Source organism: Ruminococcoides sp. (assembly GCF_057037865.1).
Map to the genome: position 1 here is coordinate 23,313 of NZ_DBLZMS010000002.1, position 25,635 is coordinate 48,947.

At 42.9% G+C, this 25,635-nt stretch carries 29 protein-coding genes; 14 read left to right on the forward strand and 15 right to left on the reverse strand.

Annotated features, from left to right (window positions below; all coding sequences use genetic code 11):
- Positions 1-102 precede the first annotated feature (102 nt).
- The gene (locus AC2HW8_RS01825) at positions 103-2,796 is read right to left on the reverse strand and encodes a valine--tRNA ligase (RefSeq protein WP_304001754.1); all 2,694 of its coding nucleotides are present in this window, start codon (positions 2,794-2,796) and stop codon (positions 103-105) included.
- A 208-nt stretch (positions 2,797-3,004) separates the two neighbouring features.
- Between AC2HW8_RS01825 and AC2HW8_RS01830 the strand changes: the two genes are divergently transcribed.
- Entirely contained in the window at positions 3,005-3,382 is a 378-nt protein-coding gene (locus AC2HW8_RS01830; protein WP_015523243.1) for a hypothetical protein, read from the forward strand.
- A gap of 123 nt (positions 3,383-3,505) precedes the next feature.
- On the opposite strand, the gene AC2HW8_RS01835 is transcribed toward AC2HW8_RS01830, so the two are convergent.
- Positions 3,506-3,844 carry an SLOG family protein gene (locus tag AC2HW8_RS01835; protein WP_015523242.1) on the reverse strand — a complete coding sequence of 113 codons (339 nt, stop codon included), beginning with the start codon at positions 3,842-3,844 and terminating at the stop codon, positions 3,506-3,508.
- Between the two features lie 114 nt (positions 3,845-3,958).
- On the opposite strand from AC2HW8_RS01835, the gene AC2HW8_RS01840 reads away from it, so the two are divergent.
- On the forward strand, positions 3,959-4,135 hold the full coding sequence (locus tag AC2HW8_RS01840) for a hypothetical protein (RefSeq protein ID WP_015523241.1): 177 nt from the start codon (positions 3,959-3,961) through the stop codon (positions 4,133-4,135).
- A 95-nt stretch (positions 4,136-4,230) separates the two neighbouring features.
- On the opposite strand, the gene AC2HW8_RS01845 is transcribed toward AC2HW8_RS01840, so the two are convergent.
- A complete protein-coding gene (locus AC2HW8_RS01845) occupies positions 4,231-4,785 on the reverse strand; it encodes an adaptor protein MecA (RefSeq protein ID WP_484327081.1) in 555 nt (184 codons plus the stop codon).
- Between the two features lie 228 nt (positions 4,786-5,013).
- Here AC2HW8_RS01845 and AC2HW8_RS01850 point away from each other — a divergent pair, with 228 nt between their 5' ends.
- Positions 5,014-6,549 (forward strand): alpha-amylase family glycosyl hydrolase, encoded by a 1,536-nt coding sequence (locus tag AC2HW8_RS01850; protein ID WP_484327082.1) that lies wholly within the window; start codon positions 5,014-5,016, stop codon positions 6,547-6,549.
- Positions 6,550-6,732: 183 nt separating this feature from the next.
- Here AC2HW8_RS01850 and AC2HW8_RS01855 read toward each other — a convergent pair whose 3' ends face one another.
- Positions 6,733-7,755 (reverse strand): dockerin type I repeat-containing protein, encoded by a 1,023-nt coding sequence (locus AC2HW8_RS01855; RefSeq protein WP_484327083.1) that lies wholly within the window; start codon positions 7,753-7,755, stop codon positions 6,733-6,735.
- A 191-nt stretch (positions 7,756-7,946) separates the two neighbouring features.
- Between AC2HW8_RS01855 and AC2HW8_RS01860 the strand changes: the two genes are divergently transcribed.
- The gene (locus tag AC2HW8_RS01860; RefSeq protein ID WP_101105935.1) at positions 7,947-8,303 is read left to right on the forward strand and encodes a helix-turn-helix domain-containing protein; all 357 of its coding nucleotides are present in this window, start codon (positions 7,947-7,949) and stop codon (positions 8,301-8,303) included.
- A gap of 114 nt (positions 8,304-8,417) precedes the next feature.
- Here the strand turns inward: AC2HW8_RS01860 and AC2HW8_RS01865 are convergent, their stop codons facing one another.
- The 8 genes from AC2HW8_RS01865 to AC2HW8_RS01900 form a co-directional block, all read right to left on the reverse strand.
- Positions 8,418-9,560 (reverse strand): bifunctional chorismate mutase/prephenate dehydratase, encoded by a 1,143-nt coding sequence (locus AC2HW8_RS01865; RefSeq protein WP_117837830.1) that lies wholly within the window; start codon positions 9,558-9,560, stop codon positions 8,418-8,420.
- A 7-nt stretch (positions 9,561-9,567) separates the two neighbouring features.
- On the reverse strand, positions 9,568-10,638 hold the full coding sequence (gene aroC, locus AC2HW8_RS01870) for a chorismate synthase (protein ID WP_484327084.1): 1,071 nt from the start codon (positions 10,636-10,638) through the stop codon (positions 9,568-9,570).
- Complete coding sequence (gene aroA / locus AC2HW8_RS01875; RefSeq protein WP_484327085.1) at positions 10,619-11,917, reverse strand: 3-phosphoshikimate 1-carboxyvinyltransferase; 1,299 nt, start codon at positions 11,915-11,917, stop codon at positions 10,619-10,621. The genes aroC and aroA overlap by 20 nt, the downstream gene beginning before the upstream one ends.
- Before the next feature lie 36 nt (positions 11,918-11,953).
- Positions 11,954-13,003 carry a 3-dehydroquinate synthase gene (gene aroB / locus AC2HW8_RS01880; protein ID WP_015523233.1) on the reverse strand — a complete coding sequence of 350 codons (1,050 nt, stop codon included), beginning with the start codon at positions 13,001-13,003 and terminating at the stop codon, positions 11,954-11,956.
- Between the two features lie 18 nt (positions 13,004-13,021).
- Positions 13,022-13,852, reverse strand: a complete 831-nt coding sequence (locus AC2HW8_RS01885; protein WP_306526278.1) for a prephenate dehydrogenase — start codon at positions 13,850-13,852, stop codon at positions 13,022-13,024.
- 88 nt (positions 13,853-13,940) lie between these two features.
- Positions 13,941-14,957 carry a 3-deoxy-7-phosphoheptulonate synthase gene (gene aroF / locus AC2HW8_RS01890; RefSeq protein WP_015523232.1) on the reverse strand — a complete coding sequence of 339 codons (1,017 nt, stop codon included), beginning with the start codon at positions 14,955-14,957 and terminating at the stop codon, positions 13,941-13,943.
- A gap of 110 nt (positions 14,958-15,067) precedes the next feature.
- A complete protein-coding gene (locus AC2HW8_RS01895) occupies positions 15,068-15,604 on the reverse strand; it encodes a shikimate kinase (protein ID WP_242989266.1) in 537 nt (178 codons plus the stop codon).
- 18 nt (positions 15,605-15,622) lie between these two features.
- A complete protein-coding gene (locus AC2HW8_RS01900; RefSeq protein WP_484327086.1) occupies positions 15,623-16,468 on the reverse strand; it encodes a shikimate dehydrogenase family protein in 846 nt (281 codons plus the stop codon).
- Between the two features lie 245 nt (positions 16,469-16,713).
- On the opposite strand from AC2HW8_RS01900, the gene acpP reads away from it, so the two are divergent.
- From acpP to AC2HW8_RS01930, 6 genes are all read left to right on the forward strand, one after another.
- On the forward strand, positions 16,714-16,941 hold the full coding sequence (gene acpP, locus AC2HW8_RS01905) for an acyl carrier protein (protein WP_015523230.1): 228 nt from the start codon (positions 16,714-16,716) through the stop codon (positions 16,939-16,941).
- A gap of 273 nt (positions 16,942-17,214) precedes the next feature.
- Entirely contained in the window at positions 17,215-18,654 is a 1,440-nt protein-coding gene (gene proS, locus AC2HW8_RS01910; RefSeq protein ID WP_117965977.1) for a proline--tRNA ligase, read from the forward strand.
- A gap of 40 nt (positions 18,655-18,694) precedes the next feature.
- On the forward strand, positions 18,695-18,883 hold the full coding sequence (locus AC2HW8_RS01915; protein ID WP_021883462.1) for an antitoxin VbhA family protein: 189 nt from the start codon (positions 18,695-18,697) through the stop codon (positions 18,881-18,883).
- A 72-nt stretch (positions 18,884-18,955) separates the two neighbouring features.
- A complete protein-coding gene (metA, locus tag AC2HW8_RS01920; RefSeq protein ID WP_304005308.1) occupies positions 18,956-19,888 on the forward strand; it encodes a homoserine O-acetyltransferase MetA in 933 nt (310 codons plus the stop codon).
- 121 nt (positions 19,889-20,009) lie between these two features.
- A complete protein-coding gene (gene proB, locus AC2HW8_RS01925) occupies positions 20,010-20,825 on the forward strand; it encodes a glutamate 5-kinase (RefSeq protein ID WP_015523227.1) in 816 nt (271 codons plus the stop codon).
- Between the two features lie 13 nt (positions 20,826-20,838).
- On the forward strand, positions 20,839-22,083 hold the full coding sequence (locus AC2HW8_RS01930; protein ID WP_443707155.1) for a glutamate-5-semialdehyde dehydrogenase: 1,245 nt from the start codon (positions 20,839-20,841) through the stop codon (positions 22,081-22,083).
- On the opposite strand, the gene AC2HW8_RS01935 is transcribed toward AC2HW8_RS01930, so the two are convergent.
- From AC2HW8_RS01935 to AC2HW8_RS01945, 3 genes are read right to left on the reverse strand one after another with little or no spacing between them, the layout of a single operon-like run.
- The gene (locus AC2HW8_RS01935) at positions 22,084-22,368 is read right to left on the reverse strand and encodes a hypothetical protein (RefSeq protein ID WP_021883466.1); all 285 of its coding nucleotides are present in this window, start codon (positions 22,366-22,368) and stop codon (positions 22,084-22,086) included. It abuts the gene before it with no gap.
- A 14-nt stretch (positions 22,369-22,382) separates the two neighbouring features.
- Positions 22,383-22,736: a hypothetical protein gene (locus AC2HW8_RS01940; protein ID WP_021883467.1), complete on the reverse strand. Its 354-nt coding sequence runs from the start codon at positions 22,734-22,736 to the stop codon at positions 22,383-22,385.
- 1 nt (position 22,737) lies between these two features.
- Complete coding sequence (locus AC2HW8_RS01945; RefSeq protein WP_015523224.1) at positions 22,738-22,974, reverse strand: hypothetical protein; 237 nt, start codon at positions 22,972-22,974, stop codon at positions 22,738-22,740.
- Between the two features lie 57 nt (positions 22,975-23,031).
- Here AC2HW8_RS01945 and AC2HW8_RS01950 point away from each other — a divergent pair, with 57 nt between their 5' ends.
- From AC2HW8_RS01950 to AC2HW8_RS01965, 4 genes are all read left to right on the forward strand, one after another.
- Positions 23,032-23,502: a metallophosphoesterase gene (locus AC2HW8_RS01950; RefSeq protein ID WP_117519783.1), complete on the forward strand. Its 471-nt coding sequence runs from the start codon at positions 23,032-23,034 to the stop codon at positions 23,500-23,502.
- A 61-nt stretch (positions 23,503-23,563) separates the two neighbouring features.
- Complete coding sequence (locus AC2HW8_RS01955; protein WP_443707156.1) at positions 23,564-24,427, forward strand: hypothetical protein; 864 nt, start codon at positions 23,564-23,566, stop codon at positions 24,425-24,427.
- Positions 24,415-25,281: a PSP1 domain-containing protein gene (locus tag AC2HW8_RS01960; RefSeq protein WP_015523222.1), complete on the forward strand. Its 867-nt coding sequence runs from the start codon at positions 24,415-24,417 to the stop codon at positions 25,279-25,281. The genes AC2HW8_RS01955 and AC2HW8_RS01960 overlap by 13 nt, the downstream gene beginning before the upstream one ends.
- A gap of 144 nt (positions 25,282-25,425) precedes the next feature.
- On the forward strand, positions 25,426-25,596 hold the full coding sequence (locus AC2HW8_RS01965; RefSeq protein WP_015523221.1) for a DUF362 domain-containing protein: 171 nt from the start codon (positions 25,426-25,428) through the stop codon (positions 25,594-25,596).
- Positions 25,597-25,635: the final 39 nt, after the last annotated feature.

Sequence of the window (25,635 nt, forward strand, 5' to 3'; positions counted from 1 at the left end):
TCCCTATTAATACTATCTGCACAAACATAAAAAGGCTGAAAGAACAACTATGCTCTTTCAGCCTTTGATTATAATTTTATTCTGTTTTATCGGATTGCCGAATTATTTGAGTGCGGCAATTGCGGCTTCGATAAGAGCAATCTGCTCTCTTTCCTTTGCGGCCTGTCCCTTAACCTTTTCAATTACAGCCTCGGGAGCTTTTGCAACAAAGCCCTGATTGTTAAGCTTGCCCTCGCTCTGTGCAAGACGCTTTTTAACCTGTTCAAGCTCTTTGTTGAGTCTTGCAAGCTCCTTTTCCCTGTCAACAAGCTCGTCCATAGGAATGTAAATCTTTGCATCTGCCGTTACAATGTTTACAGCACCCTCAATTTCAAAGCTTTCTGCAACTTCAACCTCGCTTGCTGATGCAAGCTTCTGAATGAACTGTGTGCCGTCTCTGAATGTGTCGGCAAACTTTGTTGCAACATAAACCTTTGCTTTTCTTGACGGCGGAACATTCATCTCTGCACGGCGGTTACGGATTGCACGGATTGCAGCCATAATTTTTTTCATTTCATCCGATGCCTCGGGATAATCAAGCTCTGCGTTGTATTCAGGGTACTTTGCGAGCATTACTGTTTCGCCCTCGTGAGGAATTGTCTGCCAGATTTCTTCTGTGATGTACGGCATAAACGGATGGAGAAGTCTAAGAATCTGATCAAGCACATAAAGAAGTACCTGTCTTGCATTCTGAGCGTCCTCACCGTCACTTGAAAGTCTTGTTTTAACAAGCTCAATGTACCAGTCGCAGTAGCAGTCCCAGATAAATTCATAAATCTTCTGAACTGCAATGCCGAGTTCAAACTTCTCAAGATTTTCGTTTACTTCTTTTGCAACTGTGTTGAGAGTTGAAACAATCCACTTGTCCTCTGTTGTGAGAGTTTTCGGAAGTTCATTCTTAACATCGTGGTCGTCAATGTTCATGTGAACATAACGGGATGCGTTCCAGAGCTTGTTTGCAAAGTTAGCGCAAGCCTCAACACGCTTGTCGGAATAACGCATATCGTTACCGGGTGTGTTGCCTGTTGCAAGGAAGAAACGGAGTGCGTCTGCACCGTATTTGTCAATAACTTCAAGCGGATCAATACCGTTACCGAGAGATTTTGACATCTTGATACCGTTTTCATCTCTTACAATACCGTGCATAAATACGGTCTTGAACGGAGCAGAACCCATATTTTCACAAGCTGAGAAAATCATTCTTGCAACCCAGAAGAAGATGATATCATAACCTGTTACAAGAGTGCTTGTGGGATAGAAATACTCAAGTTCGGGAGTTTTGTCGGGCCAGCCGAGTGTTGAGAACGGCCAAAGTGCCGAACTGAACCATGTGTCGAGAGTGTCCTCGTCCTGATGAATGTGTGTACTGCCGCACTTACAACACTTTTCGGGTGCGTCTTTGGCAACCATAACTTCGCCGCAGTCATCGCAGTACCACGCCGGGATTCTGTGTCCCCACCAAAGCTGACGAGAAATACACCAATCCTTGATATTCTCCATCCAATGGAAGTAAACCTTTTCAAATCTTTCGGGGATGAACTTTGTGTCGCCCTTGCGGACAACATCAATTGCAGGCTTTGCAAGCGGAGCCATTTTTACAAACCACTGCTTTGAAACCATAGGCTCAATTGTTGTGTGACAACGGTAGCAAGTGCCGACATCGTGAGTAAGCTCTTCAACCTCTTTGAGAGCGCCGATTTCTTTAAGGTCGGCAACAATAGCCTCTCTTGCCTCCATTGTTGTCATGCCTGCGTATTTTCCGCAGTCGAGAACCTCGGGTTCGTTTTCGGCAAGCTGTCCCTTTGCCTTTAATTCGTTGTATTCTTCAACATCCTTTGCACCTGTAAGGTGACCGTCATATGTAAAGCAACGGACAATCGGAAGATTGCAACGCTGACCGACTTCAAAGTCGTTAGGATCGTGTGCAGGAGTGATTTTAACAACACCCGTTCCCTTTTCCATATCTGCGTGTTCATCACAAACAATCGGGATTTCCTTGTTAAGAAGCGGAAGGATTACATGACAGCCGTGGAGGTGCTTGTAACGCTCATCGTCCTTGTTGACGGCAACAGCAGTATCACCGAGCATTGTTTCGGGACGGGTTGTTGCGATTTCAAGGTACTCGCCTGTCTCCTTAACCTGATAGAGCAAGTGCCAGAAATGACCGTTCTGCTCCTTGTATTCAACCTCGGCATCCGAAATTGATGTACAGCAATGAGGGCACCAGTTTACCATACGGTTGCCACGGTAGATTTTTCCGTCATTATAAAGGCGAACAAAAACTTCTTTAACAGCCTTTGAACAGCCCTCGTCCATTGTGAAGCGCTCACGCTCCCAGTCACAGCTTGAACCGAGCTTTTTAAGCTGACTTGTGATTCTTCCGCCGTACACCTTTTTCCATTCCCATGCACGCTTTAAGAATTCTTCTCTGCCGATATCCTCTTTAGTGATACCCTCTTTACGCATTGCCTCAACGATTTTAGCCTCTGTAGCAATTGACGCATGGTCTGTACCGGGGAGCCAAAGTGCGCTGTAGCCCTGCATTCTTCTCCAACGGATAAGAATGTCCTGAAGTGTTTCGTCAAGTGCGTGTCCCATATGCAGCTGACCTGTGATGTTTGGCGGCGGCATTACGATTGTATAAGGTTTTTTATCTTTGTCAACCTCTGCATGAAAGTAGTTACCTTTCAGCCAGAAGTCGTAAATTCTGTCCTCAAACTCTGACGGGTTGTAGGATTTAGCAAGTTCCTTTGCCATAGTCATTACTCCTCTTGATTTATTGTTCGGATAAACCGAGTTCATATACCTTTTTATTATCTCATTTATGTGTCGATTTGTCAATTATCAGCAAATAAAATGTGGCATATAATTTCAATTTTATAACATTTAAAGTTTGACGAATAAAGCGTAAAATGGTAAAATATACTGCGTAAGAGGAACAAACAAATTCAAGGGTGTGTATTATATGAAAGTCAGGGTTATGTGCCTTGTGCTGTGCGTGTTTGTTTTCGCATCAATTTTCTGCGGATGCGGAAGCAACGGAAATACCGAAATAATCGGCAAATGGGTACCGACAACAGCAAAGACAGACGGCGAAACAATTTCATACAGCGAGCTTGGAATTGACGAGGATCAGTTTGGTCTTGATTTCAAGGACAGTAGTAACTGCACGGTTACCCTTGCAGGAATTTCGTGTGATTCAGCCTACACATTCAACGGAACCTCCGTTGACCTGACAGTAAACGGTACGGCATACAAGCTGAGCTATGACAGCGGTGTGCTGACAATGGTGCTTAATTACGACAACAACAGAATTGAGTTTTCATTCACAAAACAAAGATAGTTTTACAAATTAAAAATTGAAAATGTAAAATAAAAAATTTCGGTCGGGCAGTTGCTTTGCAAAACGCATAGTTATGTTGCCCGACCGTTTTTTATATATGAAATTTTCGGTTCGTTTGCAACATTACTTATTTGCCAAAGCATAAACCTTAATCGGCACATTTTTTCTTTTGCAATTCTCTATAACAAACCGTGTTCCGTGTGACATACCGTCCCAAAATGCAATAACTTCATCGGCATAATCAATTATTTGCAAATTTCTTTTCAAAGGTGCTGACCGCCCGTATCGTTCGTATTCGGGTAAAAATTCTTTTAGTTTTATATTATGTGTCTTAGCGTAATTTCTCGCACTTCTGTCAACTCCAATAGCACCACCGCTTACTATTTCAGTTGTATTCTCAGGTAAATAATCGCCTAAATTATTCACTGTAATACTTCTTGAGCCTACTATCGCAATTTTCATTTTTTCACACTCCTAAAATTATGACACCATTATGACATCATAATAGCACCATTTTCGTTTTGACGCAATAATTACATTAAAATAGTGTCATAATAACATTTAGGAGTACCGATTATGGATGATAATATTTTACGATACACTCTGAGAGTTAACCGCACGCTTTTTCAGAAATTCAGATATGTTGCCGACTATGAAGGTCGTTCCGCAAATCGTGAAATTGAGCAGTATATAAAGCAAAGGGTTAAGTCCTTTGAAGAAGAACACGGCGAAATTGAAGTAAAAAAAGATTAAACATACGCATAGATTAACCCCCTTTCGGAGTATTTCCGAAAGGGGGTTTTTAATCAAACAAAACAATTTTCAACTTTCAATTTTCCATTTTCAATTTACACAAGAAACTTTCCTATCACCGCAACTGCATCGGCATGACACAACAGGTTTGCGTTTTCACGCACTCTTGCCGCTGCGTTGCGGGATTTTTGCCTTTCACCGTATTCCGACAACACCCGTATCATATGCTTCGGCAATGAAAAATAATCAAACACAAGGTAATAATTTCCCGACATTTCGTATGCGGAGCTTTTTCTGCAACATATGTTACTGCGGTACAAAGCCTCTACTGCATTCAGAAAATCCGACGCATTCGCCATTTTCCAGCACAGACCGCTGTCGGACTTTTTCAGCCTGTATTTTCGTTTTTTCGGATTTGCCGTAACAAGGATACAACATTCATCGCCGAGCAGAAAAGCCTCTATTCTCACATTTTTACCGTTCGTGTCAAGTCCCGCCCTGCAACAGGCAAGTCGCATAAGTCCGATAATCACCTTTTGATTATCCTCGTTTTTAAAGCTCATCTTTCCGAAATCAAGCTCAAAATTCTCCATATCCGATTCATCAAGCTTAATCAGCAGTTTATTATCGCCGAGTTTGTCAACAGTCAAAATACTCCCTCCCCTAAATTCCGATACACATACATCTGTTTACATATTATGATGAACGAAGCACTTTTGCAAGTAAATATTAATGGAATAAAATTTGGCTGTTTTTTCACACATAATTCTCAGATTTTGTGTGTGCAATACAAAAAGGTTGCCAACATAACAATTTAATGCTACAATGATGCCGTAAGATACAGCCACAGAAAATAAAAAGCAAAAGGAATGATTTTTATGCCAAACTGGCTTAATGACGCTGTTTTCTATGAAATTTATCCGCAGAGTTTTTGTGACACCAACGGTGACGGAATCGGTGACATCGAGGGTATCATCAGCAAGCTTGATTATGTAAAAAGCCTCGGTTGCAACGCAATCTGGCTCAACCCGATTTACGATTCACCTTTTATGGATGCAGGCTATGATGTTCGCAACTACAAGAAGGTTGCAGAGCGTTACGGCACAAATGATGACCTTGTTCGTCTTTTTGACGAGGCTCACAAAAAGGGAATCAAGATTCTTCTTGACCTCGTTCCCGGTCACACATCAGACCAGCACGAATGGTTTTTAGAGGCTAAAAAAGCCGCAAAGAGCGAATATTCAAACCGTTACATCTTTACAAAGAGCGTATGGGACGCACCGCCGCAGTACCGTATGATGTGCGGACTTTGCGAGCGTGACGGCAACTATATGGTAAACTACTTCAGCTCACAGCCTGCTCTTAACTACGGTTTCCACGAAATCACACATCCCGAATGGCAGTTGCCGTGTGATCATCCCGACTGTCTTGCAACGGCAGAGGCTATGAAGGATGTTATGCGTTTCTGGCTTGACAAGGGTGCTGACGGTTTCAGAGTTGACATGGCTGACTCACTTGTTAAGAACGATGACGATAAAATTGCAACGGCAAAAATCTGGCGTGGGGTGCGTGATATGCTCGACACGGAATATCCGAATGCCGCAATGGTTGCAGAGTGGTGTAATCCCGAAAGAGCAATCAACAATGCAGGTTTCCACATGGACTTTTATCTTGACCACTACGGAAACGGCTACAGCAGACTTTTCCGCTACGGTGAATTTGGCGATCAGGCTGTTTTCAATCCTAATGGCAAGGGTGATATCAAAGCATTTGCAGACGAATATCTTCCAAACTACGAAAAGACAAAGGACAACGGCTACATCAGCTTTATGACAAACAACCACGATATGCCGAGAGTTACGGCATATCTTGACAAAGAGGCTATCAAGCTTGTGAACGCATTCATTTTCACAATGCCGGGTGTTCCGTTCCTCTACTACGGTGATGAAATCGGCATGAGATATCAGAAAGGCATCGTAAGCAAGGAGGGCGGTTATTCAAGAACAGGCTCCCGTACCCCTATGCAGTGGAACAGCGGTAAGAACCTCGGTTTCTCAACAAGTGACGAGCCGTATCTTGCAGTTGATAAGAGTGCCGACGCTCCGACTGTTGAGGATCAGAAGGACGACCCCGACAGCATCTACAAGGTTGTAACAGACATCATTGCACTTCGTCACAAGTATGATGACCTTAAAGGCAACGGTGAGCTTGAATTTATGTATGAAGAAGGCAAAATTCCGTTTGCATACAAGAGAGGCAACCTCGTTATGTACTTCAACCCCCTCGGTGAAAGTGCAGTAATGAACGCAAAATATACAGGCAAAACAGTATATGCCCTCGGCAACGCTGAATTTGCAGACGGCAAGGTAACAATGTCACCGCAAAGCTTCGCCCTCGTAGAAATTGACGGCTGATTAAATATAATTTTATAGTTTAAGCATAAAAACACCCTTTCGGAATTTACCGAAAGGGTGTAATTTTTTGAAATTGAACAAATCAATTGTAACATTGTGCGAGCGGTTGCAATGTTACGCTCGACCATAATTTTCCATTTTCAATTTTCAATTTTAATTTAATTAAGCAACTATTTCTCCATATTATGCGACAAGACCGACAATATATTTCTGAATAAGAGTTGCATCGACAACAGAAATTTCGTTGTCATCGTTTACATCTGCCGATTTTTTCTGCAAATCTTTGAGATTTTCCAGACCAACGATATATTTCTGAATAAGAGTTGCATCGACAACCGAAATATCACCGTCACTGTTTACATCGCCAATCGCAAAAATTTTAGCATTCCGTATTACATCGGAATTTGCAACTATGACCGTGTATTCTCTGTCTGCATGGGCATTTTTTGAAACCTTCATCGTGTATGTTCCGCTTGCAACACCCGAAATTGAATATTTGGCGTTGTTGCCTTTTACGGTTGTTTCATATGCTACCTCACCCGATTTTATAAGCTGAATTGTAACCGTATCACTTTCGGACAGATAGCTTTTTACAGTACCTTTTACAGTTCTCAGCTTTGCCGTAGTGGGTTCTACAGTTGTGGGTTCCTCTGTAGTAGGTGCTACAGTAGTAGGCTCAGTAGTTGTTGGAGCTACTGTTGTAGGCTCAGTAGGCTTTTCACCCCTTGATGTGATTTTTACATCATAAGAAAGGTATGAATAATCATTATTGTAATTATTATCTTTGTTGTCATAAAGCTGAAGCTCAGTAAATGAAAAATCAAGATCACTTACCTTTGTTTCTTTTATTACTTCATACGTAATAGAAACAATTTTTTCACCTGCTTTTACTTCAGGGCCATAGGCTGTAAAAGCTGAAGCTGTTACATCATAATAGTATCCATCATCTGCAGTAACCATAGGCCACAATACCCAATGATTTTCAAAAGAACTGTATTTTACCATTTGAAACGGATAATTCGTTCTAAACAGATAGCAAGGACAACCCGCCGGGATATCTTTTGCAAAGCTGTAAGTAATGGTTATTTGATCCCCAGGATAAACCGTATCGTCTTCTGTGTCAAGTGCCTGACAAACCGTTGTCAAACCCGACAGGCTTGCTATAATAAGCAAAGCCGATAATAAAATGCTTGTGATTTTTTTCATTTGAATTTCCCCTTTTTGTTTTATTTTATTTGATATATAAACAAATAATTTTTCTGCCGTAAATTCACTATTAGAAAACTTTTATATAATTTAGTTTTTGTTTTGTGAACACTTGTATTATACAGTTTTTGTTTACAAAACGCAAGTGTTTTAAAATATTCTTATCAAAAACTTTTTTTGAGGTGAATATAATGTTTGATTTCGGATTAAGAATACGAGAGCTGAGGGAGTCAAGACATATGTCGCAGGAAAGCTTGGGCAGGAGAATCGGCAGAAGCAAGCCTGTCATAAGCAATTATGAAAACAACATCAAATATCCTCCGCTTGAAGTTTTGATTTCAATTGCAAATGTGTTCAATGTTTCGCTTGATTACCTTGTTGGCATAGAAAAGAAAGATGCTCTCTATATAAATAATCTGAATGAAATGCAGACAAATATAATGAAACTGCTCTACGAAGAATTTACCGATTGCAATCTTAAAGGCAAAGAGCTTTCATCACGCCAACAAAAAATATTAAGCCTGCTCTTAATTGAGTTTTTGAAATGAAAACCAAATCAACATTTTGACATATAAAAACACCCTTTCGATAAATTCCGAAAGGGTGTAATTTTTTGAAATTGAACAAAACAATTGTAACATTGTAGTCGTTCGCCGTGCGGTTTATTTAATCGGGAACTCGGGTTCTGCGTAGTTGCCCAAAAAGCTGAATTCGGGCATCTCTTCGCTAAGCTGACTTACAAGTTCAATAACATTTTCACTTCTGACATTTCCCGAAAAGTCGAGGTAGAACAGATATTCAAACTGTCTGCCCTGACGGGGACGGGATTCGATTTTTGTGAGGTTAAGACCGAGCGAATTGAATCTGCACAAAAGGCTGTACAGCGATCCCGTAACATGAGGAAGCGAGAAACAAAGGCTGATTCTGTTCGCATCTTCGGGAATGTACAGCTTTTTGGAGATGACAATAAACCTTGTTGTGTTCTCGTCATTGTCCTGAAGATGATTGTCAAGAACCTTCAAGCCGTATTCCTCACACGCTTTGTATGAACAGATTGCCGCAACATTGAGGCGCTTTTCCTTTGCAACATCACGGGCGGCAATTGCCGTGTTGGAGAATGGAACAGAATCAAAGCCGTGGTCGGCAATATACTGCGCACATTGTGAAAGTGACTGCGGATGCGACCACACAATTTCAATGTCCTCAAAAGCAGATTGTTTAAGACCTGCAAGGCAGTAGTCAATAGGCAAATCAAGTGCCTTTACAATGTAAAAACGGTGCTTGAGAATAAGGTCATAAACTGCCGAAACAGAGCCTGCGCTTGAGTTTTCAACAGGAAGAACACCGAATGCAACCTCACCGTTGTCAACGGCAGAAAATACATCTGCAAAGCTTTTGTAATTGACAGCCTCGCCGTTCGGGAAAAGTCTTAAAGTTGCCTCATGACCGTTAGCACCCTTGATTCCCTGATACGCAACCTTGATTCCGCTTGACGGAATATCCGTGCTTGCATTGTTGATAACGCTTTTAAGCTCTTTGCCGCTGCCGACAATGTTGTGCTGGAGCGCCCTTGAAAGCTCCATAATGTTTGAGTAGAGAAGTCTTGCAGATGCGCCGTATTCGCCTCCCTTTTCTTCAACGGCATCAAGAATTTCATTCTCTCTGCCCTCGTTAAGAACGGGAATGTTGTTTGCCTGCTTGTAGATGCCGACATCCCTTGCGCAATCCATTCTCTGCTTAAAAAGCTCAATAAGCTGATTGTCTATTTTGTCAATATCTTTTCTGATTTCTTTTAAATCTCTCATAAAGGCCTCACATAAGGTTAATAATTGCAACAGCCGTAACAGCCTCAATAACGGGGACTGCTCTCGGCACAATACACGGATCGTGTCTGCCGTGAATAACAAGCTCTGCATTTTCTTTTGTCTGAAGATTTACAGTCCTTTGCGGTTGTGAAATTGACGGTGTAGGCTTTACGGCGGCACGGAAAATAATCGGCATTCCGTTTGTAATTCCGCCCAAAATACCGCCGCAGTTGTTTGTTGTTGTAACGACCTTGCCGTCTTTGTATTCAAACGGATCGTTCGACTGCGAGCCTCTCATTGTTGAAAGCTCAAAGCCTTTGCCGAACTCAATGCCCTTAATTGCTGGAACACCGAAAACAGCCTTGGCAATAACGCCCTCAACACCTTCAAACATCGGCTCACCGTAGCCTGCGTCAATGCCCGTTACGCAACATTCAATTGTTCCGCCGATGCTGTCCTGTGCCATTCTGGCATCTTCAACGGCGTCTCTCATAGGTTTTTCGGCAGTTTCGTCAATGAGTGCAAACGATGAGCTGTTCAGCTTTTCAATGAGTGCGTCATCAATTTCCGTCGGAGAGAAGGAGCTGTCAGAAACATTGCCTATACTGCTGATATGGGCGGCAATTTTAACGCCCTTTGATTCAAGAATCTGACGGCAGACAGCACCTGCAAAAACAATCGGTGCAGTAAGTCTGCCCGAAAAATGACCGCCGCCGCGAATATCGTTTGACGCATTATATTTTACAAAGGCTGTGTAGTCGCTGTGACCCGGACGGGGGCAGTCGAGAAGATTGCCGTAGTCACCGCTTTTTGTGTTGGTGTTTTCAATTACGGCACAAAGCGGAGCACCTGTCAGCTTGTTGCCGAGCATACCCGAAAGAACCTTTGGGAGGTCTTTTTCTTTTCGGGGAGTTGCTGTTCTATCCTTGCCCGGAGCACGGCGTGCCATTTGAGCGAGAACCCTGTCAAAGTCAACCTCAAATCCTGCCGGAAGTCCGTCAATTACAACTCCGATTCCGTTGCCGTGGCTTTCGCCGAAAACGGAAATTTTTATCTTATCACCGTAGGTCGAGGACATTCGCCTTACCTCCAATATTATTATAATCTATGTAAAAATCAGGGTAACTTTTGTTGATTGAAAGCGCATAGCTTGACTCAATTTCACCGCCAAGTCTTACTGCGCAGACACCTGCCGACATTACAATTCTGTGGTCATTAAAGCCCTCACAGAATCCGCCCTTGAGGGTGTCAATTCCCTCTATGACAAGTCCGTCAGGCAACTCAGTCACCTTACCGCCGAGATCGTTTATCAGCTTAGCGGTTGCCATAAGACGGTCACATTCCTTTATGCGAAGTCTTTCGGCATTGTAAATTCTGGTTGTTCCCTTTGCAAATGCGGCACAAACCGTCAGCACGGGTACAAGGTCGGGAATCTGCGAAGCATCAATGTCAATTGCATTAAGCTCTGCCTTTTCAACGGTTACGGAAGTATCCGTCTGCGTTACCTTTGCACCAAACCGTGCAAGCAACTCGGCAATCTTCCTGTCACCCTGTGCGGAATTTCTGTTGACGCCGTTCACAGTCACCTTTCCGCCGAGTGCGCCTGCAACCATAAAGAAAGCCGCCTGCGACCAGTCGCCGTCTGTTGTGTAATCATGCGGAATGTATGACTGACCGCCCTTGATGTGCCAGCCGTTGTCGGTTGTTTCAATTTCAACACCAAACTGTGCCATAGTGTGAATTGTCATATTTATGTAGCCGACGCTCTCAATCGGAGATGTCAGCACAATGTCGCTGTCGCCCTCAACAAGCGGAAGAGCAAGCAGAAGTCCCGTAATGAACTGCGAACTTACATTACCGGGAATTTCAAAAGTTCCGCTTTCAAGCCGACCGCTGATTTTGAGCGGCAGACCGCCCTCGGTTTCACACTTTACTCCTGCTTTTGGCAGAGCCTCCGTAAAAATTCCGATAGGTCTTTCGGGAAGCTTTCCGTGACCGACAAAGGTGGCATTAATACCGCCGGCTGCGGCTACGGGTATGAAAAATCGCAAAGCACTGCCGCTTTCGCCGCAGTCAAGCGTTACATTATCTGTTTTAAAAATATTTGTACCGTCAACAGTCAGCACTCCGTCCTTTATTGAGGCGGTACATCCCATATCCTCAATCACGCCGATTGTCGCCTTGATGTCATTTGACAGAGCAACGGGTGCAATTGTGCATTTGCTCCTTGTGAGGGCGGCGCAGATTATTGCACGGTGAACATCGCTCTTTGACGGGGGAATGTTCACCTCGCCGTTTGGTACAAACGGAAGATACCGTACATACGGCTTACTGCTTTTGTCGGTTGACAAAGCCATACTTCCACAGCCTTTCATTAAAATATGTTTACCGTGTTACGGTGTGATGAAGTCGAGCAAATCGGAGATTGCAACTTTCTTGGTAAAGCTTGTGCCGATTTTCTCAAGCAAAACAACATTGATTGACGAGCCCGAAGTTTTCTTGTCTGTCTGAGCCGCCTCGGCAATTTTTTCAAGGCTTGCGTCATCGGTAGTCGGCAAGCCGTAGGTTGCACAAACTTCTTCAATCTTGTATGCAGTTCCTGCCTCGGTAAGTCCGTGCTTTTCGCTTGCCTTTGTCATCATTACCATACCGACGGCAACTGCCATACCGTGTGTGATACCTGTATAGTTGTAGATTTTTTCGATTGCGTGACCGAGTGTGTGACCGAAGTTTAAAAGCATTCTTTCCCCTGCTTCCTTTTCGTCACGGTTTACTACATCACGCTTAATTTTTACACAGGTTTCAATTACATCGTCAATGTGTTCAAGAGCGTCACCGTTTGCAAGCATTTCAAAAAATTCGCTGTCCTTGATACAGCCGTACTTGATAATCTCAGCCATACCGTCTGTGATGAACTGGTCGGGAAGAGTTGAAAGAGTGTCGGGATCAATCAAAACAGCCTTTGGCTGATAGAATGCACCGACAAGGTTCTTGCCCTGTGCAATGTCAACGCCTGTTTTTCCTCCTACGGATGAGTCAACCTGTGCAAGCAGAGATGTCGGAATCTGAACAAAGTCGATTCCTCTCAGATATGTTGCGGCGGCAAAGCCTGCCATATCGCCCGTAACACCGCCGCCGAGCGCAACGATAAGGTCTTTTCTTGTCATCTTAAAATCTGCAAGTGTGTCATAGATATCTGCGATTGTGTTAAGATTCTTTGACTGCTCGCCCGCCTGAAAAACATGGGCGGTAGTCTGGTAACCCTGCTGTGAAAGAGAGTTGAGAACTCTCCATTTGTACAGCGGAGCAACATTTGTATCTGTTACAATAGTGATTTTTTCTGCATTTGAAAGCTTTTTGATAATCTCGCCGCAATTATCAAGGATACCTCTTTCAATCATAATGTCATAGGGACTTCCCGTGGAAACATGAATAGTTTTCATAAAAGTTCTCCTTCCTCTTTATTCTCCGAGTGCCTGTTTGACCTCTCTGCCCTTTTCAAGAAGTGCCTTGAGAGTGTCGGCATCTTCGGCACTTATTGCATCTTTAATTTTTGTAATATTATCTATAAGTATATCAAGCTCGGAAATAAGCGGATCCTTGTTTTCAAGGAAAAGCTCGCTCCAAAGCGTTGAATTTATATTTGCAACTCTCGAAACATCTCGGTAACTTCCTGCCGAAAAGCCTTTGTGGTTCGGACAGCACGGACTTAAAACATATGAACACGCAAGCACATGCGGAAGCTGTGATGTGAAAGCAATCATTCTGTCGTGTTCTTCGGGAGTTGTGATTTTTACTGTGCCAAAGCCGATTGATTTTGCAAAGTCAGACAACATATTTACAACGCTGTTATCAGCCTTGCACGGAACGATAATGTAGCTTGCGTTTTTGTAAAGGTCGGCGTCTGAAACATCAAAACCGTTTGTTTCCTTGCCTGCCATCGGATGACTGCCGGCAAAAACAAAGCCGAATTTTTCGGAAAGCTTTGTCATCTGCGGACAAATTGCCCTCTTGATGCCTGAAACATCGGTTACAACCGCACCTTTTTTTATGTGTTCTCCGTACCTTGAAACATAGTCAACAACCGCCTGCGGATACATTGAAAGGATAATTAGGTCTGCGTTTTCAAGGCTTTCATGTGTGCCGATTTCATCAATCGCACCTTCTTTTAAAGCCTTTTCGGCAGTAGATTTTGTTCTGTTGATACCGATTACACGGTGGTCGGTGTACTTTTTTATCGCCTTGCAAAAACTGCCGCCGATAATTCCGAGTCCTACAACTGCAATATTCACTGCATTAGCCTCCGTTTGTGTATTCTTTAGTAAAGTTAATTAAAGTCCAAATCGGTACGGCTGAAAAACCGTACCGAAAGTAAAAATCTTAATTTAATTTGTCAACAGCCTTTTTTAAGCCGAAAACCTTCTTTGCAACTCCGTCAAACTGCTTTGGAGTAAGTGACTGCGCACCGTCAGAAAGTGCGTGCGGCGGATCGTTGTGAACCTCTATGATAAGACCGTCTGCACCTGCGGCAACTGCTGCCATTGCAAGCGGTTCAACAAGCCATGACTTGCCCGATGCATGGCTCGGATCAACAATAACAGGAAGGTGGGAAAGCTTTTTGATAATCGGGATAGCCGAAATATCAAGAGTGTTTCTTGTAAATGTTTCGTATGTGCGGATACCTCTTTCGCAGAGCATAACCTTATCGTTACCGCCTGCCATAATATATTCGGCACTCATGAGCCATTCTTCGATTGTTGCGGAAAGACCTCTCTTGAGAAGGATAGGCTTGTCAATTTTGCCGAGCTCCTTGAGAAGCTCAAAGTTCTGCATATTTCTTGCACCAACCTGAATAATGTCAACATTCTCGAACATATCAATGTGTGATGCTCTCATAATTTCTGTTACAATCGGCAGACCTGTTTCTCTTCTTGCTGTTTTGAGAAGGTCAAGTCCTTCTGCCTTGAGTCCCTGGAAAGCGTATGGTGAAGTACGGGGCTTGAATGCGCCGCCTCTGAGAAGTGTTGCGCCCGATGCCTTAACATCCTTTGCAATCTGAACAATCTGCTCCTCGCTTTCAACAGAGCAGGGACCTGCCATAATGTGCAGACTGCCGTCACCGATTGTTACATTGTCATTGATTTTAATGACTGTATTGTCGGGGTGGAACTTTCTGTTAGCCTTTTTGTATGGCTCCTGAACTCTCTTTACATTTTCAACAATATCCTGAGCGTCAATATACTCAATGTCAATCTTTGTTGTATCGCCGATAAGACCGAGTACGGTTGAATGAACACCGTCCCACTTATTAACCTTTACATCATAGCTCTCTTTGAGCATATTTGTGAATTTTGTAATCTGCTCCTCTGTTGCAGACGGTTTTAATACTATAATCATTGCTTTAATTTCCTTTCAATTCACTTTTGACGAAACGAATCGAAGTTCGTCATATTTCTTTAGTCATTTTAGCACTTTAAAGCGTGATAGTCAATAGAATAAATGCAGAATCAAGCGTTTTTATGCGGTTTTTCAGCCACATCTGTTCCGCTTACTGCGTCGATTATCGCAAAAGCGGTTTTTAACGGCGTATTTTTGCCCTTTACCACAATGTCGGCAGCGGCATGATAAATCGGATATCTGCTGTCATAAAGGTCTTTCATAACCCTGTCCCTGTCCGGACGCTGAAGCAGTGGTCTTGTTGTGTCATTTTTAAGACGGCTTTTGATGATTCCCAGCGGAACATCAAGAAAAACAATCTTGTCCTTGCCCTTGAAGGCCTCAACATTTCTCTTGAATGTAAACGCACCGCCGCCTGATGCAATTACAAGACCTTCAAGCCCTGCAAGCTCAACACAGGCATCATGTTCCATATCACGAAACTTTTCTTCGCCGTATTTTTCAAATATTTTGGAAACTGTCATTCCTGCTTTTTCTTCAATGTATGAGTCCATATCAAGGAATTTTCTTCCCGATTTTCTTGCAATATTTTTGCCTACGGTTGATTTTCCGCAACCCATAAATCCGCATAAAACTATGTTGTTCACTTTAAATTTCTCCGTTCATCAGAAATTCTTTTCAAGCTCTTTTGCAGAGTCGATACAAAGCTGAGCAATGTCGCCCTTGTCATAAACAGAGCCGTCCCAATGTTCGTGAGAAACAACTGCCTGCCATACGAGCATTGCCATTCCGCTTTCGGCTGTTGCACCGTTTGCCCTTGCCTTTTTAACAAGCATTGTTTCAAGCGGATTGTAAACAGCGTCAAATACATTTGTACAACGGTTTATTACACTGTCGCTTACAGGCTGATTTTCAATCTTAGGAAACATTCCGATAGGAGTTGCGTTGATAAGCACATCAATGTCACCCGAAAGTTCGTCAATAAGGCAGAAGCTTACATCGCAACCTGCAACTGTTTTTCTGATTTCATCGCATAAAGCCTCGGCAATTTTCAAATCCTCTTTTCTTACGGCAAAGAGGAGGGGCCGTTTTTTGAGAACAACCTCATACGCCATTGTTCTTGCAACGCCGCCGCAACCGATGATTACGATTCTGCCGTTAAGCATAATTCCTGCCGCATCAAGAGCCTTTAAAAATCCGTCCGGATCTGTTGTGTAACCCTTTGAAATGCCGTTTTTGTTTGAAACCGTGTTCACACTGCCGTACATCTCGGCCTTTGCGTCAATTTCGTCAAGAAACGGAATGACTGCCTGCTTATGCGGAATTGTAATGTTAAATCCGTCAAGTTTTGAAAGGGTATTTTTAAATTCATATTCAAGATTTTCGGGAGCAATGTCAAGCTTTGTATATTCGGCTTTGACGCCCTGAAGTTCAAAAAGTCTTGTGTGTATAAACGGTGACATTGTGTGACCGATTGGGTGACCGATTACGGCAAATTTCTTGGTTTCCATAATAAAGAATACCTCCGAGGTTCATATTTTTAGCTATGCAGAAATAAACTTAAAAGAAATTATTTATGCAAAAATCAGAAATTTTTCAAAAAAATTTCAAATATATATTGACAAAGGGGTAAATAATCAATAATATAAGGGAAGTGAAGCAATCCGTTTGCTTTCATACCATTGTAGCATAAACTAAGTGCTTTTGTCTATAATTTACTTTGGACAATCAATATTTTTACCGGGAGGAATTATTAATGGTATTAGAAAAAGTTAAGGCAATTCTTGCTGAACAGTTCGATGTTGAAGAGGATAAGATTACTGCCGACACAGATCTTCAGGAAGATCTCGGCGCAGATTCACTCGATGTTGTTGACCTTCTTATGTCAATCGAAGACGAGTTTGAGGTTGAAGTTCCCGATGAGGAAATCGAAAACATCAAGACAGTTGGTTCACTCGTTTCTTACATCGAGGCTAACTCATAATTTGCTCTTGTTTTTTCGCACTTAATTTTTGAGAGGTCGTTTTTACGGCCTCTTTTTGTTTTGCTCAAAAAGGTTGAAAATTTGCAGATTTAGTGTATATTGAAAAGGCTGAAAATTTAAAAATTCAGGCTGTATCAAAAAGGTTGAAAAATAAAAGAATTAGTGTATAATAGTAATGTTATAGATGTTATGACAGCCGTGTATTCGGCATTTTGAAAATGCAAAAAAATATGTTAAAAAATAAGTAAAATTTTATTTTACGGAGGGAATATAATGGCAAACAACAAAAAAATGGTTGAAGCTATCACAAGCAGAGATGAGGACTTTGCAAAATGGTACACCGACATCGTTAAAAAAGCTGAGCTCGTTGACTATTCGGGCGTAAAGGGCTGTATGGTTATCCGCCCCTACGGCTATGCTATCTGGGAAAATATTCAGGCTGACCTTGACCGTCGTTTCAAAGAAACAGGTCACGAGAATGTTTATATGCCTATGTTTATTCCCGAAAGTCTTTTACAGAAAGAAAAAGACCATGTTGAGGGCTTTGCCCCCGAATGTGCATGGGTTACTATAGGCGGTCAGGAAAAGCTTCAGGAGCGTCTTTGCGTTCGTCCTACATCGGAAACTCTTTTCTGTGAACATTATAAAAAGATTATCAACACATACCGTGATCTTCCGAAGCTCTACAACCAGTGGTGCAGCGTTGTAAGATGGGAAAAGACAACCCGTCCGTTCCTTCGTACATCGGAATTCCTCTGGCAGGAAGGTCATACAATGCATGAAACCGAAGAAGAAGCAAGAGAAGAAACGCTCAGAATGTTACATGTTTATTCTGATTTCTACAAGGAAACTCTTGCTATTCCGGCAGTAATCGGCAGAAAGACAGAAAAAGAAAAGTTCGCAGGTGCCGAAGAAACCTACACAATCGAGCCGATGATGCACAACGGTGTTGCTCTTCAGGGCGGTACATCACACTACTTCGGCGACGGCTTTGCAAAGAGCTTTGGCATCACATACACAGGCAAGGACAACAAGCTTCATTATCCGCATCAGACATCATGGGGTGTTTCTACAAGAATGATCGGTGCGCTCATTATGGTTCATTCTGATGATGACGGTCTTGTTCTTCCGCCGAAGATTTCCCCTATTCAGGTTGCACTCATTCCGGTTGCACAGCACAAAGAGGGTGTTCTTGAAAAGGCAGAGGAGCTTAGAAAAGCACTTGCCGAAAAGTTCAGAGTAAAACTCGATTCTTCAGACCACGCTCCCGGATGGAAGTTTGCCGAGTATGAAATGAAAGGCGTGCCTGTAAGAGTTGAAATCGGTCCTAAGGATATTGAAAAGAACCAGTGCGTGGTTGTCCGCCGTGATACCCGTGAAAAGGCATTTGTTTCAATTGACGAGCTTGTACCGTTTGTTGAAAACCTTATGGTTACAATCCACAACGATATGTATGACCGTGCTCTTAAAAACACACAGGAAAAGACATTCACGGCAACAACATTTGATGAGTTCGTTGACACAGCCAAGAACAAGCCCGGCTTTATCAAGGCTATGTGGTGCGGCGATACAGCCTGTGAAGAAAAAATCAAAGAAGTTACAGGCGGTGTAAAAAGCAGATGTATCCCGTTCAACGAGGAGCATCTCTCGGATGTTTGCGTATGCTGCGGCAAGCCTGCAAAGCATATGGTATTCTGGGGCAAGCAGTATTAATTTGTAAATAAAGTCAATAATATTTTCTGAGGTGACGGGAATGCAGTCGGTTGATTTGAAAAAGCGTAGGCGTGCAGTAAAAATTGCAAATGCCGTAAACAGTATCGAGGGTGTTCCTGCCTCTGAAAGTTCAAAATTGTTGTCAGACCGTTGGTCAAACGGTGAAATAACAACCGAACAGATGAAGACAGAGTTGCTTGTAAAATATAAGACATCAATAGTACAATGACAGGTTCGGGACGCTAAGGTATGATATAAGCCTTACTGTCTGCTCGTAAGAAAAAATAAAGGTGGTGAGAAAATGCCAATCAAGGTACAAAGTAATCTTCCGGCAATCAAGGTGCTGGAATCGGAAAATATTTTTGTAATGCCGAACGAGGTTGCTCTCAGACAGGATATCCGTCCGCTGAAAATTCTTATTCTGAATCTGATGCCGACAAAAATCGAAACCGAAACCCAGCTTTTAAGGCTGCTCGGCAACAGTCCTCTGCAGGTTGATATCGAGCTTTTGCAGATGGCATCACACACCTCTAAAAACACCTCTCCTCATCACCTGACAACTTTTTACAAGACATTTAATCAGGTGAAAAACGAAAGCTTTGACGGAATGATTATCACGGGTGCGCCTGTTGAACAGCTCGACTTTGAAGAGGTCGATTATTGGGGTGAGCTTTGTGAAATTATGGAGTGGTCAAAGCATAATGTGTGTTCAACATTCCACATCTGCTGGGGCGCTCAGGCAGGTCTTTATTATCACTACGGCATAAAAAAGCACCTTTTGCCCGAAAAATTAAGCGGAATTTACACCCACAGGGTGCTTGTTCCGCATCACAAGCTTATGAGAGGCTTTGACGATACATTCACAATTCCGCATTCAAGACATACGGGAATTGATGAAGAGGCGTTGAAAAGATGCAGAGGGCTTGAAGTACTTGCGGTTTCCGAGATTGCAGGTTCATGCGTAATTTGCAGTCGAAACGGCAGACAGGTGTTTGTTACAGGTCACGCAGAGTATGACCGTGACACCCTTGCCAAGGAATATTTCAGAGATAAAAACAAGGGACTCAATCCGCATGTTCCTTACAATTATTTCCCGAATGACGATGCGTCAAAAACTCCGCCGATGATTTGGAGAAGCAACGCAACCTTGCTCTACACAAACTGGCTCAACTATTTCGTTTATCAGGCGACTCCGTATGACCTCCGTGAGCTTATCAACAGATATCCTCACTAAATTAAATACAAAATCAACCCCGAAGTGCCAAAACTTCGGGGTTTTGTTATGTAAAGTGTTGTATTTATCGTGTACATTATGTTATAATTATTTTAATTGTACATAATGAAAAAGTGCAAAAATGAAAATCTGCAATGAAACAGGTGTTTTTATGGAGAAAAAGCGTACCGTAATCAAGGTTGGTACTTCAACGCTGACTTATGAAAACGGAAAAATAAATTACAGAAGAGTTGAACAGCTTTGCAAGGTGCTTTCTGATTTGCAGAACCGCGGAGAACAGGTTATCTTCGTTTCTTCGGGTGCTATTGCTGTAGGAATGGGCAAGGCAGGTCTTGACAAGCGACCTACCGAGACCAAGAAAAAACAGGCTCTTGCCGCAATCGGTCAGTGTGAGCTTATGTTTATGTATGACAAACTTTTCGGCGAGTACAACCACTCTGTTGCTCAGCTGCTGCTTACCCGCCACGCTGTTGAAACAGAGCAGAAAAGGCAGAATGTTATCAACACAATTGACGAGCTTCTCAGAATGAACATTATCCCTGTAATCAACGAAAACGATACCGTTACAATTGATGAGCTTGAGGGCAACAATTTCGGTGATAACGATATGCTTTCCGCAATTGTCGCAGGACTTGTTGCCGCAGACAGACTCATTATTCTTACGGATATTGACGGTCTGTACGATTCAAACCCACGAACAAATCCAAATGCCAAAAAGCTTGATATTATCGAAAAAATCAATGCGGAAATTTTTGAAATGGCGGCAGGTACAGGCTCAAACCGTGGTACAGGCGGTATGATTACAAAGCTTCAGGCGGCTGATTATGCCACAAAACGAGGTGTTGAGGTCAGCGTTATCAACGGCTCAAATCCCGAAAATCTTTATGAAGTAATTGACGGAAACAAAATCGGAACAAAATTTTTACCTGTTAAATAATCGGAGGAAAATTATGACTACACTTGAACAAATGGGCGCAAAGGCAAAAGATGCGTCAAGATTTCTTATGACAGCCGGTTCAAAAAAGGACATTGCCCTCGGTGCAATTGCAGACGCACTCTGCGAAAACTGCGAAGAAATTCTTGCAGCTAACAAAATTGACCTTGAGAACGGCGAAAAAAGCGGTCTTACGGCGTCACTTCTCGACAGACTCAGATTGTCTGAGGATAGAATCAACGGTATGGCTGACGGGGTAAGACAGGTTGCGGCTTTACCCGATCCCGTGGGCAGAGTTCTTGACGGCAGAACCCTCAAAAACGGCTTGCAGATTGAAAAGGTAACAGTTCCGATGGGTGTTATCGGAATCATCTTTGAGGCAAGACCTAATGTAACTTCCGATGCGGCGGCTCTTTGCCTTAAAGCAGGCAGTGCCGTAATTCTTCGTGGCGGTAAAGAGGCTTTTCATTCAAATATGGCAATCGCAAGGGTTATGCGTGACGCACTTGAAAAGTCAGGATTTCCCCGTGACTGCGTAGCACTTGTTGAGGATACAACAAGACAGAGTGCAACAGAGCTTATGCAGCTTTCCGATTATCTCGATGTACTCATTCCCCGTGGCGGTGCAGGACTTATCAAAAGCGTTGTTGAAAATGCAAAGGTTCCCGTTATCGAAACAGGCGTGGGTAACTGCCATATCTATGTTGACAAGAGTGCAGATATTGAAATGGCGAAAAATATTGTTTTCAACGGCAAAACCTCTCGCCCATCTGTGTGCAATGCGCTTGAAACATTGCTTGTACACAAGGATATCGCAGAAAAAGCTCTGCCTGTAATCAAAGCAGAGCTTGATAAAAAGAATGTTGAAATCAGAGGCTGTGACAGAACAAAACAGATTCTCGGTGACTGCGTTGTTTCTGCAACGGAAGAAGATTATAGAATAGAATTTCTCGATTACATCATTGCCGTAAAGGTTGTTGACAGCCTTGATGACGCAATTGCTCACATTCAGAAGTACAGTACAGGTCACAGCGAATGCATTGTGACAAGCGACTACAACAGTGCAAACGAGTTCACGGCACGAATTGATTCTGCGGCGGTTTATGTAAACGCATCAACTCGCTTTACCGACGGCGGAGAATTCGGACTCGGTGCAGAAATCGGAATTTCAACCCAAAAGCTCCACGCAAGAGGACCTATGGGACTTAACGAGCTTACAAGCTCAAAATATATCATCAGAGGAAACGGACAAATCCGATAATCACATCAGAAGATACATCAGCGCAAGCAGAACTGACGGATCGGTGTTTTCCTCCATAAGCAGTATCACAAGCAAAAGAATTAGGCTCTGTTCCTTGTTTTTGAACATCAGATTCAAAAGGCCGTCATCCTTTTTCGGAACGGGCGGTTCGGGAATTTCGGACTTTGGTTCTTCCTGCTTTTCGGGTTGTTTCGGAACTTCCCTTCTTGGTGCTTCACGATTGAATTGCGGCTTTCGGTGCATCTGCTGTGCTCGGTTAAAAGCCTCCTCTTCAAAACTCGGCAAAAAATCACCTCCTGTCAGAACAATCCGTTTTCACGCAGTAACGGCATAAGGCGGAATAATTTCAGCATCTTTTCGGCTTTGTCAAGCTTTTCCTGCCGTTCATGTGAAAGAAACGGTCTGAGCGAATCAAGCAGTCGTGTGGTGTCATCGCTGTTGTTCAGCGAGCTTAAAAGCGGTGCAAATTTGGCAATTGTGCCGATTGTGTCGTCACCGCCCAGCACTGACATAAGGTTATTTTCGGGCGGTTTCGGCTTTGGCGGTTGTTTTTGCTCACCTGTCAGACCAAGCTGTGCCCCAAGACTTTGCACCTGTTTCATTGCCTCGGGGTTCTGCAAAATCTGATTGAGCTTATCCTGTAAATCAGACATATCATTCACCGCCGAGCAGTTTCATCAGCGCCTGAGCCTGAGGACTTTGCAAAAGTTTCTTTGCTTTTTCGGGATCCGACAGAACGCTCTCAATCTGCTTCGATTGATTCGGATTTGTATTTTTCAAAAGATTTTCTATGTTACCGCTTTGTGCGGCACTTTCAAGCTGTTCCTTAGAGATACCGTACTTTTTCGATACCTCACCGAGCAGTTTATTAACTTTTTTATTATCAGACATACCAACACCTCAACATATACTATGCGGAAATTTTATTTTTAGAACGGAGAATTTTCAATGCGTATTTTGGTAGTTTCGGACACTCACGGAGATCTTCGCAGTCTTATCAAAGCCGTTGACGCACAGCGCAAGGCGGAAATAATTGTTCATTGCGGTGACGGTGAAGAACAACAGCGGTTTTTAAAAGATAATTACAAAGACAAAATGATTGTTGCCGTAAGGGGCAACTGCGATTGGAACAGCTTTTTTCCGTCAAAGGAGATTTTTAAAGTCTGCGGTAAAACCATCTTTGTAACACACGGACATCTCTATGACGCAAAATCGGGACTTTACCGCATTACCTCCGCCGCAAGAGAAGCAGGAGCGGATATTCTCCTCTTCGGTCATACACATATGCCTCTCACACTCTATGAGGACGGTCTGTATATTATGAACCCCGGTTCATGCCACGGATACTATGCGTCCTACGGCATTATCGACATCACCGACAAGGGCGAAATTGTTACCAATACCGTAGCCTTAAAATAATTGTGGAAATTGCAAAAATAAAATGATATAATAAATGTGATAAATAAGCGGAGGTGGGATTTTGAATTTTGACGGTTTTGATTTTGACGACAATATAAAACAAACCTTCAACACCCTTGATATTCAGGACAGAGTTCCCCACGCTGTTGTAATAGAAAGCAGGGACAGCGAAAAGGCGATGAACCTTGCCGTGTTTCTGTCAATGTATGCGGTGTGTACCGAACCGGTAAAGCCTTGCGGTCATTGTGAGCAATGTCACAAGGCAAAGAATAAGGCACACGCCGACATTAAATATGTTGAACTTCCAAATGACAGAAAACAAAATTCAATTGAGCAGATGAGAGAGATAATCGGTGACTCTGTCATAAAGCCGAATGAGGCAGATGCAAAGGTGTATATCTTCCCTTTTGCCGACACAAGGCTTTCGGACATCGTTCAAAACTCGTTTTTGAAACTTCTTGAAGAACCTCCGCAGAATGTATATTTCATTATGCTCTGCGAAAACTCCAAGAAACTGCTCCCGACAATTCTCTCCCGTTCAAGTGTATTCCGTCTGAAAACAAAAGATGTTTTCAGCGAGGATGCGGTTGCAGGGGCAAAGAAAATTGTAAAAGGAATTTTATCGACACGGGAGTACAACCTTATGCAGGCACTCTATGCCCTCAGCGACAAAAACCTTGCAGACGAAATTCTGCTTGTCGTAAAGCTGATTCTGCGTGACGGAATGGCAAAAAGCGTTGGAGCGGATGCGGTTTTTGACGAGGAATGTGCCGGGGAGCTTGCAAGACGATTTACTCGGGCAAAGCTGATTTCTATGATTGAGCTTACCGAGGACGCAAAACTGAAAATACCGAAACACATAAATATAAATCTTCTCACAACTTGGCTGTGCGGAGAATACAGGAGGATTTCATGGCAGAGATAATCGGAGTACGATTTAAAGAAGTCGGCAAAGTGTATTACTTTGATCCGCTTGACAATAAACTTAACACAGGCGACAGGGTAATTGTTGAAACGGCAAGAGGTCTTGAGTGCGGAGAGGTTGCAACTCCGAACAAGACCGTTGACGATGCGGAGATTTCGCATCCGCTCAAGCCGTTAATCAGAATTGCAACCGAAAAAGACCTGAATCACCTTGCGGAAAACAAACTCAAAGAAAAGGAAGCATACAGAATCTGTGAACAGAAAATTGCCAACCACAAGCTTGAAATGAAGCTTGTAAATGTTGAATACACATTTGACAACAGCAAAATTCTTTTCTACTTTACGGCTGACGGACGAGTTGACTTCCGTGCTCTTGTAAAAGACCTTGCAAGTGTATTCAGAACAAGAATTGAACTTCGCCAGATAGGCGTGCGTGATGAGGCAAAAATGCTCGGGGGACTCGGCATCTGCGGTAAGCCGTTCTGCTGTGCAAGCTTTATGGGCGAGTTCCAGCCCGTTTCAATCAAAATGGCAAAGGAGCAGGGCCTGTCACTCTCTCCCGTTAAAATTTCGGGAACCTGTGGCAGACTTATGTGCTGTCTTAAATATGAACAGGAGGCATACACAGACCTTCTTAAACACACCCCCAAGGTAGGAGCAATTGTAAATACTCCCGAAGGCAGAGGTCTTGTTGTTGAAAACAACCTGATTGCAGGAACTTTAAAGGTTAAGCTCAACAACACTCCCGAAGACGCCGCTCCGAAATCATTCACAGTCAAGCAATGCAAGCTTGTTAAGGACGGCTACATCAAGCTTGACAAAAAGGAAATGGAAAAATTCAAGGGACTTGAATAATTTTTTGTAATGCGTACAGCGTTCGTCAAGTTGCAGTAAAAAAGAACTGTTTTCAGTTTAAAATATAAAATTCTTTCCAAAAGGTTGCTTTTTTCAAAATTTATGTTACAATAAAGGTGAAATTCATGAAGGAGGTATTTCCCTATGGCATATACTATCAGTGACGATTGCATCATGTGTGGTGCTTGTGCAGACAACTGCCCTTGCGACGCTATTTCAGAAGGCGACGGCAAGTATGAAATCAATGCAGACGCTTGTGTTGATTGCGGTTCATGTGCTGAAGTTTGCCCCGTCGGCGCTCCACAGGAAGGCTGATTAAGGGTTAATCCACAAAGACAGGCGGCAGGGATTTCC